General features: G+C 67.4%; 17 protein-coding genes. 10 read left to right on the plus strand and 7 right to left on the minus strand.

All coding sequences use genetic code 11. The features are described from left to right. The 9 genes from ACILRB_RS02140 to mazG form a co-directional block, all read left to right on the plus strand. A partial coding sequence (locus ACILRB_RS02140; protein WP_395664656.1) for a D-alanyl-D-alanine carboxypeptidase family protein occupies positions 1-784 on the plus strand: 784 nt, incomplete at its 5' end. Continuing rightward, positions 768-1,463 (plus strand): dTMP kinase, encoded by a 696-nt coding sequence (tmk, locus tag ACILRB_RS02145; protein WP_395664657.1) that lies wholly within the window; start codon positions 768-770, stop codon positions 1,461-1,463. The genes ACILRB_RS02140 and tmk, both read left to right, overlap by 17 nt. Next, on the plus strand, positions 1,453-2,532 hold the full coding sequence (locus ACILRB_RS02150) for a DNA polymerase III subunit delta' (protein WP_395664658.1): 1,080 nt from the start codon (positions 1,453-1,455) through the stop codon (positions 2,530-2,532). The genes tmk and ACILRB_RS02150 overlap by 11 nt, the downstream gene beginning before the upstream one ends. A 45-nt stretch (positions 2,533-2,577) precedes the next feature. Further along, complete coding sequence (gene metG / locus ACILRB_RS02155; RefSeq protein ID WP_395664659.1) at positions 2,578-4,137, plus strand: methionine--tRNA ligase; 1,560 nt, start codon at positions 2,578-2,580, stop codon at positions 4,135-4,137. Positions 4,138-4,151: 14 nt separating this feature from the next. Beyond that, positions 4,152-4,955, plus strand: coding sequence for a TatD family hydrolase (locus ACILRB_RS02160; protein WP_395664660.1), 804 nt, complete (start codon positions 4,152-4,154; stop codon positions 4,953-4,955). Continuing rightward, complete coding sequence (locus tag ACILRB_RS02165; protein ID WP_395664661.1) at positions 4,952-5,749, plus strand: MBL fold metallo-hydrolase; 798 nt, start codon at positions 4,952-4,954, stop codon at positions 5,747-5,749. The genes ACILRB_RS02160 and ACILRB_RS02165 overlap by 4 nt, the downstream gene beginning before the upstream one ends. A 376-nt stretch (positions 5,750-6,125) precedes the next feature. Continuing rightward, a complete protein-coding gene (locus ACILRB_RS02170; RefSeq protein WP_395664662.1) occupies positions 6,126-6,863 on the plus strand; it encodes a cation transporter in 738 nt (245 codons plus the stop codon). A 270-nt stretch (positions 6,864-7,133) separates the two neighbouring features. Beyond that, positions 7,134-7,787 carry a cold-shock protein gene (locus ACILRB_RS02175; protein ID WP_395664663.1) on the plus strand — a complete coding sequence of 218 codons (654 nt, stop codon included), beginning with the start codon at positions 7,134-7,136 and terminating at the stop codon, positions 7,785-7,787. A 77-nt stretch (positions 7,788-7,864) separates the two neighbouring features. After that, on the plus strand, positions 7,865-8,680 hold the full coding sequence (gene mazG, locus ACILRB_RS02180; RefSeq protein WP_395664664.1) for a nucleoside triphosphate pyrophosphohydrolase: 816 nt from the start codon (positions 7,865-7,867) through the stop codon (positions 8,678-8,680). Positions 8,681-8,732: 52 nt separating this feature from the next. Here the strand turns inward: mazG and hflX are convergent, their stop codons facing one another. Further along, the gene (gene hflX / locus ACILRB_RS02185) at positions 8,733-10,022 is read right to left on the minus strand and encodes a GTPase HflX (protein WP_395664813.1); all 1,290 of its coding nucleotides are present in this window, start codon (positions 10,020-10,022) and stop codon (positions 8,733-8,735) included. On the opposite strand from hflX, the gene ACILRB_RS02190 reads away from it, so the two are divergent. Then, positions 9,918-10,205 (plus strand): hypothetical protein, encoded by a 288-nt coding sequence (locus ACILRB_RS02190; RefSeq protein WP_395664821.1) that lies wholly within the window; start codon positions 9,918-9,920, stop codon positions 10,203-10,205. The two genes, hflX and ACILRB_RS02190, sit on opposite strands and share 105 nt — an antisense overlap. A 12-nt stretch (positions 10,206-10,217) precedes the next feature. On the opposite strand, the gene hfq is transcribed toward ACILRB_RS02190, so the two are convergent. The 6 genes from hfq to ACILRB_RS02220 form a co-directional block, all read right to left on the minus strand. Next, positions 10,218-10,472 carry an RNA chaperone Hfq gene (gene hfq, locus ACILRB_RS02195; protein WP_395664665.1) on the minus strand — a complete coding sequence of 85 codons (255 nt, stop codon included), beginning with the start codon at positions 10,470-10,472 and terminating at the stop codon, positions 10,218-10,220. Positions 10,473-10,688: 216 nt separating this feature from the next. Further along, the gene (locus tag ACILRB_RS02200) at positions 10,689-11,549 is read right to left on the minus strand and encodes a D-amino-acid transaminase (RefSeq protein ID WP_395664666.1); all 861 of its coding nucleotides are present in this window, start codon (positions 11,547-11,549) and stop codon (positions 10,689-10,691) included. A gap of 15 nt (positions 11,550-11,564) precedes the next feature. Beyond that, complete coding sequence (locus ACILRB_RS02205; RefSeq protein ID WP_395664667.1) at positions 11,565-12,104, minus strand: chromate transporter; 540 nt, start codon at positions 12,102-12,104, stop codon at positions 11,565-11,567. Further along, positions 12,101-12,670 (minus strand): chromate transporter, encoded by a 570-nt coding sequence (locus ACILRB_RS02210; protein ID WP_395664668.1) that lies wholly within the window; start codon positions 12,668-12,670, stop codon positions 12,101-12,103. Before ACILRB_RS02210 ends, ACILRB_RS02205 begins: the two co-directional genes overlap by 4 nt. Positions 12,671-12,687: 17 nt before the next feature. Continuing rightward, positions 12,688-14,055, minus strand: a complete 1,368-nt coding sequence (locus ACILRB_RS02215) for a sigma-54-dependent transcriptional regulator (RefSeq protein WP_395664669.1) — start codon at positions 14,053-14,055, stop codon at positions 12,688-12,690. An 11-nt stretch (positions 14,056-14,066) separates the two neighbouring features. After that, on the minus strand, positions 14,067-16,352 hold the full coding sequence (locus ACILRB_RS02220) for an ATP-binding protein (RefSeq protein ID WP_395664670.1): 2,286 nt from the start codon (positions 16,350-16,352) through the stop codon (positions 14,067-14,069). Between the last annotated feature and the right edge of the window lie 156 nt (positions 16,353-16,508).

Raw genomic sequence — 16,508 nt, forward strand, 5'->3', positions numbered from 1 at the left:
CTCATTCGCCGGCCTCATGCGCAAGCGCGCCGCGGCGCTCGGCCTGACCCATTCGAGCTTCACCAACGCCTGGGGCAAGGACGACCCGGGGCAGAGGGTGACGGCGCGCGACATGACGACGCTCGCCGCCCATGTGATCGCGACCTATCCCGACTACTATAAATATTTCGGCGAGAAGGAGTTCACCTGGGGCAAGATCCGGCAGACGAACCGGAATCCGCTGCTCGCCATGGAGATCGGCGCCGACGGCCTCAAGACCGGCAACATCGACGCGAGCGGCTATGGCGTCGTCGGCTCGGCGGTTCAGGACGGGCGGCGGCTCATTCTCGCGCTCTATGGCGCGGCCAGCGCGAAGGAGCGGGCGGAGGAGGCGCGCAAACTGCTGCTGTGGGGTTTTCGCGCCTTCGCCCTGAAGGAGATTTTCGCCGCCGGAGAGACGATCGGATCCGCTCAGGTCTATGGCGGCGAGAGCTTCGAGGCGCCGCTCGTCGCGGACGGCCCCGTCGCCATTCTCGCGCCCCGTTCGGGCGGCGAGAAGTTCGCCGGGCGCATCGTCTATTCCGGGCCGCTTGTCGCGCCGGTCGAGGCCGGCCGCGAAGTGGCGCGGCTGAAGATTTCGCGCGGACAGACGCAAATCCTCGACATTCCGCTGAAGACCGCGGCGCCGGTGGCGGCCGGGTCGCTGCCGCGCCAGGCCTTCAACGCCGGGCTTGAACTCGTCGGCGGTCTGTTCCGCAAATATGTCGGCTCGAAGCTCGACCGGAAATATGTCTCCAGGGACTGAGCCCGCAGCGCGGCGGGGGCGCCTGATCACCTTCGAGGGGGGCGAGGGCGCCGGCAAGTCGACGCAGCTTCGCCGTCTCGCGCGCCGTCTCGAGAGCGAGGGAGTCAAAACCGTCGCCACACGCGAGCCCGGCGGCTCGGAGCATGCGGAGGCGCTGCGGCGGGTTCTTTTGAGCGGCCGCGCCAGATTTCTGGGCCCAGCCGGCGAGGCGACGCTTTTCGCGGCGGCCCGGATCGACCACATAGACGCGATGATCGAACCGGCTCTCGCCTCAGGACTTTGGGTCGTCTGCGACCGCTTCGCCGATTCGACGCGCGCCTATCAGGGCGCGGACGGGCTCGATCCACGACTGATCGACGCGCTCGAGCATGTCGCGCTGAACGGCCTCGCCCCGGACCTGACCCTGGTGCTCGACGCCCCGGCGGAGCTGGGGCTCGCGCGCGCCGCGAGGCGCTCGGGCGCCGCCGCCGACAGGTTCGAGGCGCAATCCCGCGCCTTTCACGAGAAGATCCGCGCCGCCTTCCTGCGCGTCGCCGAGGAAAATCCGCGGCGGTGCGTGGTGATCGACGCGACGCTGTCCGAGGACGACGTCGCCGCCGCCGTGTGGCGCGCGACGCGGACGCGGCTTCTGACTTCGGCGGCGCAAGACGCGCATGGACAGGACGCGCATGGCCGCTAAAGCCGCCGCGCCGGACGAGCCGGCGGAGGCCGACCGTTTCGAAGATGCGCCGCATCCGCGCCATGCGCGGGCGCTGATCGGCCATGCCGAAGCGGAGGCCGAGCTTCTCGCCGCCTGCGTCTCGGGCAGGCTGCCGCAGGCGGCGCTGATCGGCGGCCCGCAGGGCGTCGGCAAGGCGACTCTGGCCTGGCGGCTCGCGCGATTCCTGCTCGTTCATCGAGACGCGCGCGCGGCGCAGGCCCGGCATGACCTTTCGACCGACCCGGACCATCCGGCCGTGCGCCAGGCGCTGGCGCTCTCGCATCCCGACCTGTTCCTGCTGCGGCGCGAGTGGAACGACAAGACCAAAAGGCTTGCGAGCGAAATCCGCGTCGACGACGTGCGCCGCATGATCCACATGTTTCAGCAGGCGGCCTCGGGCGACGGCTGGCGCGTCGGCCTCGTCGACAGCGCCGAGGACCTCAACGCGTCGGGCGCGAACGCGCTGTTGAAGCTCATCGAGGAGCCTCCGCCGCGCTGCATGATCCTGATCGTCGCGCATCGGCCGGGCCGGGTCCTGCCGACGATCCGCTCCCGCTGCCGCAAGATTTTGCTGCGGCCGCTCGGCGCGGCCGAGGTCGCGCAGGTTCTGACGAGCCTTGGCCCGCCATGGTCGACGACGGACGCGGCGCGGCGCGAAGCGGCGGCGGCGCGGGCGAGAGGCTCCATCCATGGCGCCCTGCGCCGCCTCTCCGAGAAAAGCGCCGATTTTGACGCCCGCGCCCGCCGGCTCCTCGACGCCCTGCCGCGCCTCGACCCGCGCGCCGTCCAGATGACGGCCGACCATGTGGCCCTGCGCGACCATTCCGAAGACTATGACGCGCTGCTCGAAGCGGTGTTCGACTGGCTCGAGGACCGGCTGCGCGCGCCGGCGCCTCAAGGCGCGCGCGCGCTTGCGCCCTATGCCGAGGTATGGGAAAAAGCGACGGAAGCGGCGCGCCAGACCGAAGCGCTCAATCTTGACAGGCGCCCGTTCGTCCTTTCCCTTTTCGCCGATCTCGCCGCAGCCGCGCGCCGGGCGGCGGCCTAAGCGCGGACGGGCGTCGCCGCTCCGTTTGGAAACGACACGACCGCAATGTCCGCGCCGACCTTTTACATCACCACCGCCATTCCCTACGCCAATGGCGCGCCGCATATCGGCCACGCCTATGAGCGCGTCGCGACCGACGCGATCGCGCGCTTCAAGCGGCTCGACGGCTTCGACGCCTTTTTCGTCACCGGCATGGACGAGCACGGGCAGAAGATGCAGCAGACCGCCGCGCGCGACGGGCTGACGCCGCAGGCGCTCGCCGACCGCACGGCCGCGCAGTTCGCGGCCATGGGCGAGAAGCTCGACGCGCCGGCCGACGACGTGGTGCGCACGACGCAGCCGCGCCATCGCGAGGCCGCCAGGGAAATCTGGCGGCGGATGGAGGCCGCCGGCGATATTTATCTCTCGAAATATCCCGGCTGGTATTCGGTTCGCGACGAAGCCTTTTTTGACGAGAGCGAACTGACCGAAACGCCTGACGGCAAGCGTCTCGCCCCGACCGGCGCGCCGGTCGAATGGGTCGAGGAGGAAAGCTATTACTTTCGCCTCTCGGCCTATCAGGAGCGCCTGCTCGATCTCTATCGGACGCGGCCCGATTTCATCACGCCGGAAAAATACCGCAACGAGATCGTCGCCTTCGTGGAGCGCGGCCTGACCGATCTCTCGATCAGCCGCTCCACCTTCGACTGGGGCGTGCCGGTTCCCGGCGATCCGAAGCATGTGATGTATGTGTGGGTCGACGCGCTGACGAATTACCTCACCGCCACGGGCTTCCCCGACGCCGCGGCGTCGCGCGCGAAATTCTGGCCGGCCGACGCCCATGTCATCGGCAAGGACATCACCCGGTTCCATGCGATCTACTGGCCGGCGTTTCTGATGTCCGCCGGCCTGCCGGTCCCCAAACAGATCGTCGTCCACGGCTTTCTGTTCAACCGCGGCGAGAAAATGTCGAAATCCGTCGGCAACGTCATCGACCCGATGGCGCTCGCCGATCATTACGGCGTCGACTCGTTTCGCTATTTTCTGCTGCGCGAAGTTCCGTTCGGACAGGACGGAAACTATTCGCATGAGGCGATCGTCAACCGGATCAACGCCGACCTCGCCAACGACATCGGCAATCTGGCGCAGCGCTCGCTGTCCATGATCGCCAAGAACTGCGCCGGGCGGCTGCCGGCGCTGACGGGGCTGACCGAGGCCGACGAAGCCTTGCTCGGGCAGGCGAGGGCGCTTGCCCCCAGGGCGCGCGCGCTCATGCGGGACTATGCGCTGCACCTCATCCTCGCCGAAATCTGGCGGGTCGTCGGCGACGCCAACCGTTATTTCGCCGCCGAGGAGCCCTGGACGAAGCGCAAGACCGACCCGGCGCGCATGGAGACGGTGCTGGCGGTGACCGTCGAGACCCTGCGCGTGGTCGCCATTCTCGCCCAGCCGTTCGTTCCAGGCTCGATGGCGCGCATGCTCGATCTTCTCGGCGCGCCGGCCGAGGCGCGCAGCTTCGCCCACGCTGAGGCGGCCCGGCCGGCCGAACCCGCGGAGGCGCTGCCCGCGCCGGCGCCGGTCTTTCCGCGCTATGTCGAGCCGGACGCCGCGGCGTCGACCGCCTGAGGGTGCGAGGTCTCATGCTGATCGACAGCCATTGCCATCTCGATTTCCCCGAGCTCGCCGCCGACCGCGAGGGCGCGCTGCGCCGTGCGCGCGAGGCCGGCGTCGCGCGCATGATCACGATTTCGACGCGCGTCGACCGCTTCGACGAGATCAGCGCGATCGCCGAAGCCCATGAGGAAATTTTCTGCACGGTGGGCGAGCATCCCGAGAACGTCGGGACGTCGCCCGAGCCCGAACTCGCGCGCCTGGTCGAACTCGCGGCGCATCCCAAATGCGTCGGGATCGGCGAGGCCGGCCTCGACTATCATTATGACAGCGCGCCGCGCGATCTCGCCGAGCGCGCCTTCCGCACCCATGTCGCCGCCGCGCGCGAGACCGGCCTGCCGCTGGTGATCCACAGCCGCGACGCCGACGCCGACATGGCGCGAATCCTCGAAGACGAGATGGGGAAGGGCGCCTTCACGGCGGTTCTGCACTGCTTCACTTCGTCCGCCGCGCTGGCGAGGACTGGCGTCGCCCTTGGGCTCTATGTGTCCTTCTCGGGCGTCGTCACCTTCAAGAAATCCGACGCCCTGCGCGAGATCGCGGGCGAAATTCCGCTGGACCGCCTGCTGGTCGAGACGGACGCGCCGTTCCTTGCGCCGACGCCGCATCGCGGCAAGCGCAACGAGCCGGCCTTCGTCGCCGCCACGGCCCGCGTCCTCGCCGAGGTCAAGGGCGTTTCGCCCGCCGCGATCGCCGGGGCGACCAGCGCCAACGCGCTGCGTCTCTTCAGCAAAATGACGCCGCCCGCGTCCTTCAGGACGGCGGCTGAATGAGCTTCGCGCTCACGATCCTCGGCTGCGGCTCGTCGGGCGGCGTGCCGCGCGTGGCGCAGGGCTGGGGCGCTTGCGACCCGGGCAATCCAAAGAATCGCCGCCGTCGCTGTTCGATTCTCGTCGAGCGCTCGGGCGGCGACGGCGCGACCGCGGTGCTCGTCGACACCTCGCCCGACCTGCGCGAGCAATTGCTGGCGCAGGACGTCCGGCGGCTCGACGGCATTTTTCTGACCCACGCCCACGCCGACCACACCCATGGCATGGACGACGTGCGCCCGCTGGTGATCGCCGGGCGGCGCAAGATCGACCTGCACATGGACGAGCCGACCTCGACGGTCGTGCGCACGAATTTCAGCTATATTTTCGCGACGCCGCCGGGCAGCCAGTATCCTCCGCTCCTGACGGAGCGCCGTCTTGCGCCCGGCGTCCCGGTCAGCGTCGACGGACCCGGCGGCCCGGTCGAGGCCATGCCGTTTCGCCTCGAACATGGCGAAATCGACTCGCTCGGGTTCCGTTTCGGCGACGTCGCCTATACGCCCGACGTCAACGGAATTCCGCCCGAAAGCATCGCGTTTCTCGAAGGGCTCGATCTCTGGGTCGTGGACGCGCTGCGCTACACGCCGCATCCGAGCCATTTCAGCCTGAACGAAACGCTCGCATGGATCGGGCGCATGAAGCCGGCGCGCGCGATTCTCACCAATCTGCACACCGACCTCGACTTCGCGAGGCTTGCGGCCGAACTGCCGCCGAACGTCGAGCCGGCCTATGACGGCATGCGGGTCGAATTCGGCTGACGGCGCGAGTCCTGGCGCGCGTTTCTTGACGAGCGAATTGGGGCGCCACTTTCGATCATATCTTTCAGCAAACGTAACCCGTTGGCAAAACACAGGCAACGGAATTTGCTAGAAATCCTGATTTGCGCACGCCCTATGCGATGGCAGGTTCCGCGAGTGCCGTCCACCTCGGCGCATGGGCGGTCCGGGCTGCTCACTGAGCGCTGGCCCTCGGTACGCGCTGGAGCGGGCAGCAGCCCGGCCCCCTCGTAGTAGCGATATGGTGGGCGCCTTCACGCCTGAGCGCCGCGCCAGCTCGCCGATGGAAGTTTCTCTCACAACCCTTGAACCTCTAGTCACTAGAGAGTGTATCTTAAAGGCCGGAAGGGAGTCCCTGATGGCCGATAGCTGCTGCAAGGGCGAAACCGCCTGCTGCGAACCGCCTGCGCTTGTGCTGCCGGGCCAGCCCGCTGCCTCGCACGGTACGTCGGCGGATAGCTGTTGCCCAAAGGGCGTGCCGGTTTTCGATGGGGTAGACCCGCGTTATAAGCGCATCCTCTGGACGGTGATTGGCCTCAACGGGGCGATGTTCCTTGGGGAGATGGTGGCGGGGCAGCTCGCCGGGTCGCAGGCGCTCAAGGCCGACGCTCTCGACTTCCTCGCCGATACTGTCACCTACGGCCTGTCTCTGGCGGTGATCGGCGCGAGCCTGCGCACACGCGCCACGGCTGCGCTCGCCAAGGGTGTGTCGCTGTCGCTCATGGCTCTGTGGGTGTTCGGCTCGACGGTCTACCAGACGCTCATCCTCGGCCTGCCGAAGGCGGAGGTCATGGGCGTGGTGGGCGTGCTGGCACTAGCGGTGAACGCCGCCTCGGTGCTGATGCTGCGGCCTTACAAGGATGGCGACGCGAACGTGCGCTCGGTATGGCTGTGCTCGCGCAACGACACGATCGGCAACGTGATCGTCATGGCGGCAGCGGTCGCCGTGTGGGGGACGGCGACCGCTTGGCCCGATCTCCTCGTGGCGGCCATCATGGCGGGCGTCTTTCTCACCTCGTCGGTGCAAATCCTGCGGCAAGCGTGGGCTGAGTGCCGCGAGGGATCGCGCCCGGCTGCGCCGGTTCCAGCCGAATAGATAATATGTTCCATAATGCTGATTATGCGAAATTCCTGTCGACCGCCGAAACGCCGACCCTCTCCCTGAAACGAGTCCGATTTGGGTAGCCAAGGGCCGCAGGTGTTGATATGTTTTTAACGACACGGGGCGTCAGGCATTTCACATCGAATTCCATAGCTGAGAATTTTTGTGGCTGGCGCCCGACGGCGGCCGGTCTTTGACGCATGGCGAAACGCCCGTGACAATCTTGGGTAATCAGCGGCGCAGGCTGAGACGAGTAGGCATAACATGAGCAAAGGCAGAGATTTCCGGGGACCCAAAAAGCGTGGCTTCGACGATGACGGCCCGTCCCCCTACGATCCGCCGCGGCAGAGTCGGGCGCCGCGCGGCGGAGGGTTCGGCGGGCCGCCGGAGATGGCCATGCCGGCCGCGGGTCCGAGCGTCGACGCCGTGGTCAAATGGTTCAAGGGCGACAAGGGCTTCGGCTTCGTCGAGCTGAGCAACGGCACGGGCGACGCCTTCCTCCACATCGGCGCCTTGCAGGCCGCCGGCTATGAGACGGTGCCGCCGGGCTCCAAGCTCAAGGTCATCGTCGCCAATGGAATGAAGGGCGCGCAGGTCACGCGCGTGCTCGAGGTCGACACGTCCGGGGCTTCCGAGCGTGCGCCGTCGTCGTCGTCGCGCTTTGGCGATTCGCCCCGTCCGCCGCGTCGCGCGCCCGATCCGTCGACCGCCGTTTCGGTCACCGGCACCGTCAAGTGGTTCGACGACAACAAGGGCTTCGGCTTTGTTCAGTCGAACGACGGCGGCAAGGACGTCTTCGTGCATATTTCGATCCTCGGCCCGTCCGGCGTGCAGAATCTCGCCGAAGGCCAGCCGGTCAGCATGCGCGTCGTCGACACGCCCAAGGGCCGTGAAGCGCTGTCGATCTCGCTCGACTGACGGCGTCCGGGCTTCTGAAACACGGGATGCGGCCGCAGGCCGCATCCTTCGTCGTTCGTCGCATTCCTGACTGGCGCATGCAGCCCTCCTCCGACGTTCGACGCCTTCTCGACATCATGGCGGCGCTGCGCGCGCCGCGCTCCGGTTGCGCCTGGGACCTCGCCCAAAGCTTCGAGACGATCGCCCCCTATACGATCGAGGAAGCTTATGAAGTGGCCGACGCCGTCAGCCGCGGCGATCTTTCCGATCTGAAGGACGAACTCGGCGACCTGCTGCTGCAGGTGGTGTTCCATGCGCGCATGGCGCAGGAGCAGGACGCGTTCGATTTCGGCGACGTCGTCGACGCGATCTGCGCCAAGATGATCCGCCGCCATCCGCATATCTTCGGCGACGTCAAGGTGCTGTCCGCGCAGGAGATCGAGACGCAATGGGCGCGCATCAAGGCCGAGGAGAAGGCCGCGCGCGCCGGCCCTGCGGCCAGAGAGAAAGGCGTGCTCGACGGCGTCGCGCTCGCCCTGCCCGCCCTGACGCGCGCAGTCAAGCTTCAGCAAAAAGCGTCGGGCGTCGGCTTCGACTGGAACGACCCGCGCGCCGTGCTCGCCAAGATTCGCGAGGAGACGGACGAGATCGAGGCGGAGATCCCGAGCGCCAGCGCGGACGCGATGGAGGATGAGATCGGCGACCTTCTTTTCGCGGTCGCCAATCTCGCCCGTCACTTGAACGTCGATCCCGAGGCGGCCGCGCGCCGCGCCAACGCCAAGTTCATGCGGCGCTTTCGCCATATCGAGACCGAGCTGGCGCGGCGCGGCCTGTCGCCGGAACAGGCCGGCCTCGCCGCGATGGACGCGCTCTGGGACGACGCCAAGGCCAGAGAGAAAGCCGACCGCGGCTGACGCCCTGCGCCCCCGCGCGCCACACAACCGCCCCAACGCCGCCTGCGGCGGCTCAGCGCCCGGCGACCGCCGTCTCCGCGGCGAATTTTCGCCTGAGCTGATCCGCTCGCTCCGGCCCGACGCGGACCTGCATGTGCAGCGCGCCTTCGGCGTCGACGCGTCGCCCGAGCACTTCGACGTTTTCGTAGAGCCAGTGCAGGCCGGCGCCGTCGTCGGGCGCGAGAGTAAGGTCGAACAGCTGGCGTTCGGCGGCGAGTTGCGTCTCGATATGGGCGCGAAGCTCGTCAAGCCCCTGCCCCGTCATGGCCGACACAATGATCGGCTGCGTCGCCCCATCCCTTCCGCCGGCGCGTCTGGCGGCGTTGCGCGCGGCCTCAAGCTCATCCTGCGACAGGAGATCGGCCTTGTTCCAGACCTCGACGATGCGGCGGCCGTCCGTGGCGTCGACGCCGAGATCCGCGAGGACGGCGCGCACGTCGTCGCGCTGCGCCTCCGCGTCTTCGTGGGAGACGTCGCGCACATGCAGGATCAGATCGGCCTCAAGCACCTCCTCGAGCGTCGCCCTGAAGGCCGAGATCAGCGCATGCGGCAGCGCGGAGATGAAGCCGACCGTGTCCGAGAGGATGATCTTTGCGCCATGGGGCAGGTCGACCGCCCGCAGCGTCGGATCGAGCGTGGCGAACAGCATGTCCTGCGCGAAGACCTCGGCGCGGGTCAGCCTGTTGAACAGCGTCGATTTGCCGGCGTTGGTGTAGCCGACGAGCGCGACGACCGGATAAGGCACGTCGCGCCGGCTCTTGCGATGCAGGCCGCGCGTCCGCTTCACCTTTTCGAGATCCTGCTCGATGCGCGTCATGCGCTCCTGAATGAGGCGGCGGTCGGTTTCGATCTGGGTTTCGCCCGGACCGCCGAGGAAGCCGAAGCCGCCGCGCTGGCGCTCGAGATGGGTCCAGGACCGCACCAGCCGCGATTTCTGATAGGCGAGATGGGCGAGCTCGACCTGAAGGGCGCCTTCCCGGGTGCGCGCGCGCTGGCCGAAGATTTCAAGAATGAGCCCGGTGCGGTCGATCACCTTGGCGTTCAGCGCCTTTTCGAGGTTGCGCTGCTGAATCGGGGAAAGCGCGCAATCCATCACGACGAGATCGACCTCGCCGGACGTGACGAGCTCCGCCAGCTCCTCAACCTTGCCCTTGCCCAGAAAGGTCGCCGGGCGGATCGTGGACAGAAGCGCCATGACATGGCCGACAATTTCGACGTCTATGGCCAGCGCGAGGCCGATCGCCTCGTCCATCCGCGCCTGCGGCGAACGTCCGGCGCCCTCGACTGGCGCCGGCTGACGCACCTTGTCGTTGAGATAAGGACCGACGACCAGAGCGCGGGTCTTCTGTTCGCGCGCGTCGGCCGCGCTTTTTTGTTCGGCGTCCAGGCTCTTCTCCTTGATTTCGGGGGGGCAAAGGCCCGCCCGGAACACATATGGGATCGCCTGCGCCGGCCGGAAGCGCTTCGATCCTCTCAAGCTTCATAAATTTGCAAAAGCTTATGGATGCGCCGCGCCCTCATCCCCCGATTCGAACATCTGGATCGGCTGGCCCGGCATGATCGTTGATATCGCGTGCTTATACACGAGCTGCGAATGGCCGTCGCGTCGCAACAACACGCAAAAATTGTCGAACCATGTGACGACGCCTTGCAGTTTGACGCCATTGACGAGAAAAATGGTCAAAGGGACTTTGTTCTTGCGAACGAAATTGAGAAAAGTGTCCTGGAGGTTCTGTGGCCGTTCCGCCGCCATCTTGCATGTCCCAATGTTATTGACGCCTTGCGGCGCGGTTACGTTGCGCAAGGCTTGGAGCGGCGGCAGGGTTACTGCGTCCGCACGCTCTCATTAGAACGACGGGCGCGTCGATTTGCAATCCGTCTTTCCGCGCATGGCCGTCGCCATACGTGGAAAGCGCGGAGTCGAATCGGTTAAAAATTTGTCTCGGCTGATATTTTTCGATTGTTGCGATCAGTTTGAATGAGCGGCGAAATCGTGAAATAGCCCGCGCAGCTTGAGCGCCACCGGTCCAGGGCGGCCGTCCCCGATCGGCTTGCCGTCGATGTCGACCACCGGCATGACAAGCGTCGTCGCGCCGGTGATGAAGGCTTCACGCGCGGCCAAAGCCTCGTCGAGGCTGAATTTGCGCTCTTCGAACGTCAAGCCTTCAGCTGCGATGAGTTCGATCAGCGTCGTGCGGGTGATCCCCGGCAGGATCGAGTGGCCGAGCTGGCGGGTGACGACGACGCCGCGCGCGTCGACGATCCAGGCGTTAGAGGCGGCGCCTTCGCTGACGAGCCCGTCGTCGTCGATCAGCCAGGCCTCATAGGCGCCTTTTTCCTTCGCCGCCTGGCGCGCCAGCACATTGGGCAGCAGCGCGATTGACTTGATGTCGACCCGCTTCCAGCGCAGGTCCGGCGCGCTCGTGACCTTGACGCCCGCCCGCGCCGCCGCCTCGCCCTTTTCGGGCGGGATCGATTTGGCGGCGACGACCAGGCTCGCCCGCGTCGGCGGATCGGGAAAGGGATGGTCGCGGTGCGCGACGCCGCGCGTCGCCTGAATGTAGAGATAGCCGTTCCTCAGCCGGTTGCGCGCGCGGATCTCGCGCAAAATCGTCCTGAGCGCCGCTTTTGACACCGGCTCCTCGATCTTCAGCTCGGCGAGGGAGCGCCGCAGCCGCTCGAGATGGCGGTCCTCGTCGATCAACGCGCCGCCGAACACCTCGCATACTTCATAGACGCCGTCGGCGAACTGGTAGCCGCGGTCCTCGACGCTGACGCAGGCTTCGCGGCTCGGCACATAGCGTCCGTTGACATAGGTGATTCGGCTCAACTGGCGCTCCGAAGATTAGATGTGGACGTCGAGGGCGCGGGCCGCGGCGCCGAGCGCCGCGCCGCCGGCGATCCCGAACAGGGGATTGACCCGCGTCAGGCCGCACAGGATGGACATGCCGGCCGCGAGCGCCAGGGTCAAGACGCCGCTGACGGCCGCGCGCGCCAGAACGAGCCCGCTCGCGGCCATCAGCCCGACCGCGATCGGCGCCATGGAACGGCGCAGGACGGCCACTCCCGCGCGGCGCGCATGAAGCCGAAGCAGCCGCTCCACGACGATGGCGAGTGCGGAAGACGGAAGAATCATCGCGAGCGTGGCGACGATGAGGCCAGACGCGCCGGCGAGGCTCCAGCCGACGGCGCTCGACGTCAGGACATTGGGGCCCGGCGCCGCCTGCGCCAGAGCGACGAGGCTGGCGAAGGTCCGGTCGTCCATCAAGCCCTGGACGACCACGATCTGGCGGCGAAGCTCCGGCAGAGAGGCGTTGGCGCCGCCGATCGCGCTCAGCGACAGGGTCGCGAAGGTCGAGGCTATGCCAAGGAGCGAAGCGCTCATGGATGCGCCCGCGTCAGGGCGAAGGCGGCGACGCTCGCCGGGATGGCGCAAATCAGCACGGCGACGAGCGGCGCCGCGAAAAGGCCCACGGCCGCGAACACGGCCGCCGCGACGAGAAGCGCGACGCGATCGCCGCCGATCGCGCGCAGGAGCCTGAAGGCGTTCGCGATGACGAGGCCCGACGTGGCCGCCGCCGCGCCCTGCAGGGCGCCCTGCGCCGTCGTCAGTTCGGCGAGGCGGTCGTAAAAGACCAGAATCATCGTCAGAATGGCGAGCGGCGCGACGAACAGCCCGCTCAACGCGGCGAGGGCGCCGGACAGCCCGTGATGCCGGTCGCCCAGCATGACGGAAAGATTGACGGTGTTCGCGCCCGGCAGGGCGCTGGCGACGCCCTGCGTCTCGGCGAATTCGCGCAGGCTCATGAAGCCGCGCTCGTCGACGAGCACGCGCTGGACCCAGGCGGCGACGCCGCCGAAGCCGACGAGCCCGATCTTGAAGAAAGCCAGAAAGAGGTCGCGACGCGACAGCTTTGCAGCCTCTCCGCGGCGGTCTTCGGCGTCGTCCATGCGCGTCCCGCCGCCTCTCAATCGACCCGCAGCGATTTCAGCTTGCGATGCAGCGCCGAGCGCTCCATGCCGATGAACTCGGCGGTGCGCGAGATATTGCCGCCGAAGCGGTTGATCTGGGCGACGAGATATTCGCGCTCGAACACTTCGCGCGCCTCGCGCAGGGGCAGGCTCATCAGCTTCTCGCCGCCGGCGCCGTTCGGCGTCGACGGGACGAGCGCGCCGATTTCGGAGGGAAGCAGGTCGGCCGTGATCGGCGCGGAAGGGTCTCCGGCCGACAGAATCATCAGCCGTTCGACATTGTTGCGCAGCTGGCGGATGTTGCCCGGCCAGTCATGCGACTGCAGGACGGCCATGGCGTCGTCGGCGATCAGGCGCTTCGGCATGCCGGTCGTGGCCGACACCTGGTCCATGAAGAAGGAGATGAGGTCCGAGATGTCCTCGCGGCGTTCGGACAGGGACGGAACGCGCATCGGCACGACGGCGAGGCGGTGGAAAAGATCCTCGCGAAACGCGCCTTCGGCGATCAGGGCGGCAAGGTCGCGCGCGCTCGAGGAGATGATGCGGACGTCGACATGGACGCGGGTCGAGCCGCCGACGCGTTCAAACTTCTGCTCGACGAGCACGCGCAGGATCTTGCCCTGGGTCTCGCGCGGCATGTCGGCGATCTCGTCAAGGTAGAGCGTGCCGCCGTGGGCCTCTTCGAGCGCGCCGATCTTGCGCGGCTCGCCGGGGCCGCCCTCGACGCCGAAAAGCTCGATCTCCATCGTGTCGGGCGCGATCGTCGCGGCGTTGATGACGACGAAGGGGCCGCTCGCGCGCGCCGAATGCTCATGGATCGACCGCGCGGCGAGCTCCTTGCCTGAGCCCGGCGCTCCGGTGATGAGGATGCGCGAATTGGCGGGCCCAAGCCGTTCGATGGTCTGGCGCAGCTGGTTGACCGTGCTGGAGCGCCCGACGATCTTGTCGACCGCTCCCGCCCTCGCCCGCAGTTCGCTGACCTCGCGCTTGAGCCGCGAGGCTTCGAGCGCGCGCTCGGCGACGAGGACGAGGCGGTCGGCCTTGAACGGCTTCTCGATGAAGTCATAGGCGCCGAGCTTGATCGCCTGGACCGCGGTCTCGACGTTGCCGTGGCCGGAGATCATCACCACCGGCAGGTTCGGATGGTGCTCCTTCACCGCCTTCAGGATCTGCAGCCCGTCGAGCTTCGAGCCCTGCAGCCAGATGTCGAGAAAGACGAGACTTGGGCGCCGCGCCTCCACGGCGGCGAGCGCCTCGTCCGAGTTCTTCGCGACGCGGGTGCCATGACCCTCGTCCGACAAAATGCCCGAGACGATCTCGCGGATGTCGGCCTCGTCGTCGACGATGAGGATGTCGCTCGCCATCTCTTGGGCTCCTATGACTCTTGCGCGGCCTGGTCGCGCGCGGCGGCCTGCGCCGCATCGCCGCCGTGCTCCGGCGCCTCGCCTTTCTCGCCCTGAAGCGGGAAGAACAGGCGCACCCAGGCGCCCTGCCCGTTCGGCGCGTCGCGCAGCTCGATGCCGCCGTGATGGTCGGCGAGGATTTTCGCGACGATGGGCAGTCCGAGGCCGGTGCCTTCCGCGCGCGTGGTGATGTAGGGCTCGAGCAGACGCTGGCGATTGTCTTTCGGGAAGCCCTTGCCGTTGTCCGTCACGTCGATGAAAGCCATGTCGCCGGAAACCGAAAGAGCGACGCGGATGCGGCCCTCGAAAGGCGCTCCCTCCGCCAGCGCCGCCCGCGCTTCGATGCCTTCAGTCGCGTTCTTTACGATATTGGTCAAGGCCTGAGACAGGAGCCGCCGGTCGAACCGGCCGTGCAGCGGCTCGTCGGGAAGCGCCTCGTCGAAGTCGATCGCCGGATGGGCGACACGCATCAGGAACAGGACGTGGCGCAGGATTTCCCGCAGATCGTCATGTTCGACGCGCGCCTTGGGCATGCGGGCGAAAGCCGAGAATTCGTCGACCATGCGTTTGATGTCGTCCACCTGCCGCACGATCGTGTCGGTGCACTGGTCGAAGATGTCGCGGTCGTGGGTGATGAGCTTGCCGTATTTGCGCTTGATGCGCTCGGCCGACAGCTGGATCGGCGTCAGCGGATTGCGGATCTCATGGGCGATGCGGCGCGCGACGTCGGCCCATGCGGCCGTGCGCTGCGCGCTGACGAGGTCGGTGATGTCGTCGAGCGTGACGATATAGCTCTTGCCGGAGCGCTCGGTCGGCGCGCTGGTGACGCTGACGCTGAACAGCCGCTCGAGCCCGCCGCGCGTGATCGACACATCCGCCGGCGCCATGCGCGACTGTCCCGCCCGCGCCTCGACGAAGACGTCCCTGACCTCCGGCAGCACGGCTTCGAGCGGCTGGCCGATCGCCGCCCGCGCCTGCGCGCCGTCGAGCTGGATCAGCCGGGCGGCCGAAGGATTCAGCACGGTGATCTCGCCTTTCGAGCCGACGGCCACGACCGCCACGGGAACGCCCGACAGAACCGCTTCGGTAAAAAGGCGGCGCTCGTCGATCAGATTGCTCGCCGCGATCAGGCGGTTCTGCTGAAGCCGCAGCTCCTGCGTCATCTTGTTGAAGGTTTCGCCGAGATGGGCGAGGTCGCCCTCGCTCTTGCGCACGGCGACCTGCACGTTGAGGTTGCCGGACGACACCTGATCGGTCGCGGCGATGAGGCGACGGATCGGCGCGACGAGGCGGCTCGCGAAGGAAAGCCCGAGCCAGGTCGCGCTCAACAGCATGATCAGCGCGATCAGCGCGAACATGGTCGCGAAGGCGATCTGGATGCTGCGCCTGTGGCTGTCGAAGGCGTCGTACAGCGTGACGAGCCGCGCCGCCTGGCGCGGGAACTCGACCGTGAAAGGGTCGACCGGGCGGGCGACATAAAGAAAGGTGTCCTCGAACGAGCCCATGGCCCGCACGGCCGCGAAGCTGCGGCCCTCGTCGATGATGAGGCAGAGCGGCTCGTTCTTGCGCGCGTCCTCGAAATCCTGCGGCTCGGGCTGGGCGATGGCCGGCCCGACCGGCGTGATCGATTCGACCTTTTCGAGAATCGTTCCGTCGGATTTCATGAGGGCCGCCGCCGCAAAGCCGAGAAAGCGCGTGCGCGAGGCGAGAAATTCGCGAAACAGCGGCCGGTCGACTTCATACATCAGCTTGGCGCGGTCGAGGTCGGAGGCGGTCAGCCGCGCCTCCTGCAGGAGCGACTTGCATTGCGCCTCGCGGAACAGGCGCGCGGCGTCGATCGTGGTCTGCACGAAGGCGCGGCCGTCGCGCATGAAATTGGGATTGAGGCTGCGCTCCAGCGTGACCGAGCCGACCCAGGCCATCAGCAGCGCCGGCGCTGCGGCGACGATGGAAAAGAGCGCAACGACCTGGATATGGAGTTTCGCGCCCGCCACGCCGGCGCGGCGCGCCTTGAACAGGGCCCAGGCCTCGACCAGGATGAAGCAGAAGACGACGAAAATCCCGACCACATTGGCGATCAGGAGGCCGAGCAGCACGCTGTTTGAGGGCGGAACCGGCGTGAAGCCGGCGAAAATCAGGAAGCTGCCGAGCGCCAGCAGAAGAACGAGAACCACGACCGTAAAGCCGTAGCGCGCCGTGAAGCGGCGCTTGCGGCCCGTGGCGCGCGGCTTGGTCGTGGGTGTGCCCTGGTCGCGCATTGTTTCGCCGGCGGGAAGGCTGCGTCTTGTGAGGTTTTTCGCGTGGCCCGGGCGCGGCGAGCCGGCCGGGCCGTCGGCGCGTCCATAAAGGACGCGCCGGCGACTCGTTGCATTGGCGCCACGCTGTTGCATAATTGCGACAAAAGCGCGGCCGCG

This window comes from Methylocella sp. (assembly GCF_044226135.1).
Classification (GTDB): Bacteria; Pseudomonadota; Alphaproteobacteria; order Rhizobiales; family Beijerinckiaceae; genus Methylocapsa.

What these genes read in the sequence shown, in the direction of transcription:
- ACILRB_RS02160 (WP_395664660.1), top strand. Translation starts at nt 4,152, where the DNA reads ATGCTGATCGACAGCCATTGCCATCTCGATTTCCCCGAGCTCGCCGCC.
- ACILRB_RS02205 (WP_395664667.1), bottom strand. Translation starts at nt 12,104, where the DNA reads ATGAGCGCTTCGCTCCTTGGCATAGCCTCGACCTTCGCGACCCTGTCG.
- mazG (WP_395664664.1), top strand. Translation starts at nt 7,865, where the DNA reads ATGCAGCCCTCCTCCGACGTTCGACGCCTTCTCGACATCATGGCGGCG.
- ACILRB_RS02220 (WP_395664670.1), bottom strand. Translation starts at nt 16,352, where the DNA reads ATGCGCGACCAGGGCACACCCACGACCAAGCCGCGCGCCACGGGCCGC.
- ACILRB_RS02215 (WP_395664669.1), bottom strand. Translation starts at nt 14,055, where the DNA reads ATGGCGAGCGACATCCTCATCGTCGACGACGAGGCCGACATCCGCGAG.
- ACILRB_RS02165 (WP_395664661.1), top strand. Translation starts at nt 4,952, where the DNA reads ATGAGCTTCGCGCTCACGATCCTCGGCTGCGGCTCGTCGGGCGGCGTG.
- ACILRB_RS02210 (WP_395664668.1), bottom strand. Translation starts at nt 12,670, where the DNA reads ATGGACGACGCCGAAGACCGCCGCGGAGAGGCTGCAAAGCTGTCGCGT.
- hfq (WP_395664665.1), bottom strand. Translation starts at nt 10,472, where the DNA reads ATGGCGGCGGAACGGCCACAGAACCTCCAGGACACTTTTCTCAATTTC.
- ACILRB_RS02175 (WP_395664663.1), top strand. Translation starts at nt 7,134, where the DNA reads ATGAGCAAAGGCAGAGATTTCCGGGGACCCAAAAAGCGTGGCTTCGAC.
- ACILRB_RS02150 (WP_395664658.1), top strand. Translation starts at nt 1,453, where the DNA reads ATGGCCGCTAAAGCCGCCGCGCCGGACGAGCCGGCGGAGGCCGACCGT.
- ACILRB_RS02190 (WP_395664821.1), top strand. Translation starts at nt 9,918, where the DNA reads ATGGCCGACAATTTCGACGTCTATGGCCAGCGCGAGGCCGATCGCCTC.
- ACILRB_RS02170 (WP_395664662.1), top strand. Translation starts at nt 6,126, where the DNA reads ATGGCCGATAGCTGCTGCAAGGGCGAAACCGCCTGCTGCGAACCGCCT.
- tmk (WP_395664657.1), top strand. Translation starts at nt 768, where the DNA reads ATGTCTCCAGGGACTGAGCCCGCAGCGCGGCGGGGGCGCCTGATCACC.
- metG (WP_395664659.1), top strand. Translation starts at nt 2,578, where the DNA reads ATGTCCGCGCCGACCTTTTACATCACCACCGCCATTCCCTACGCCAAT.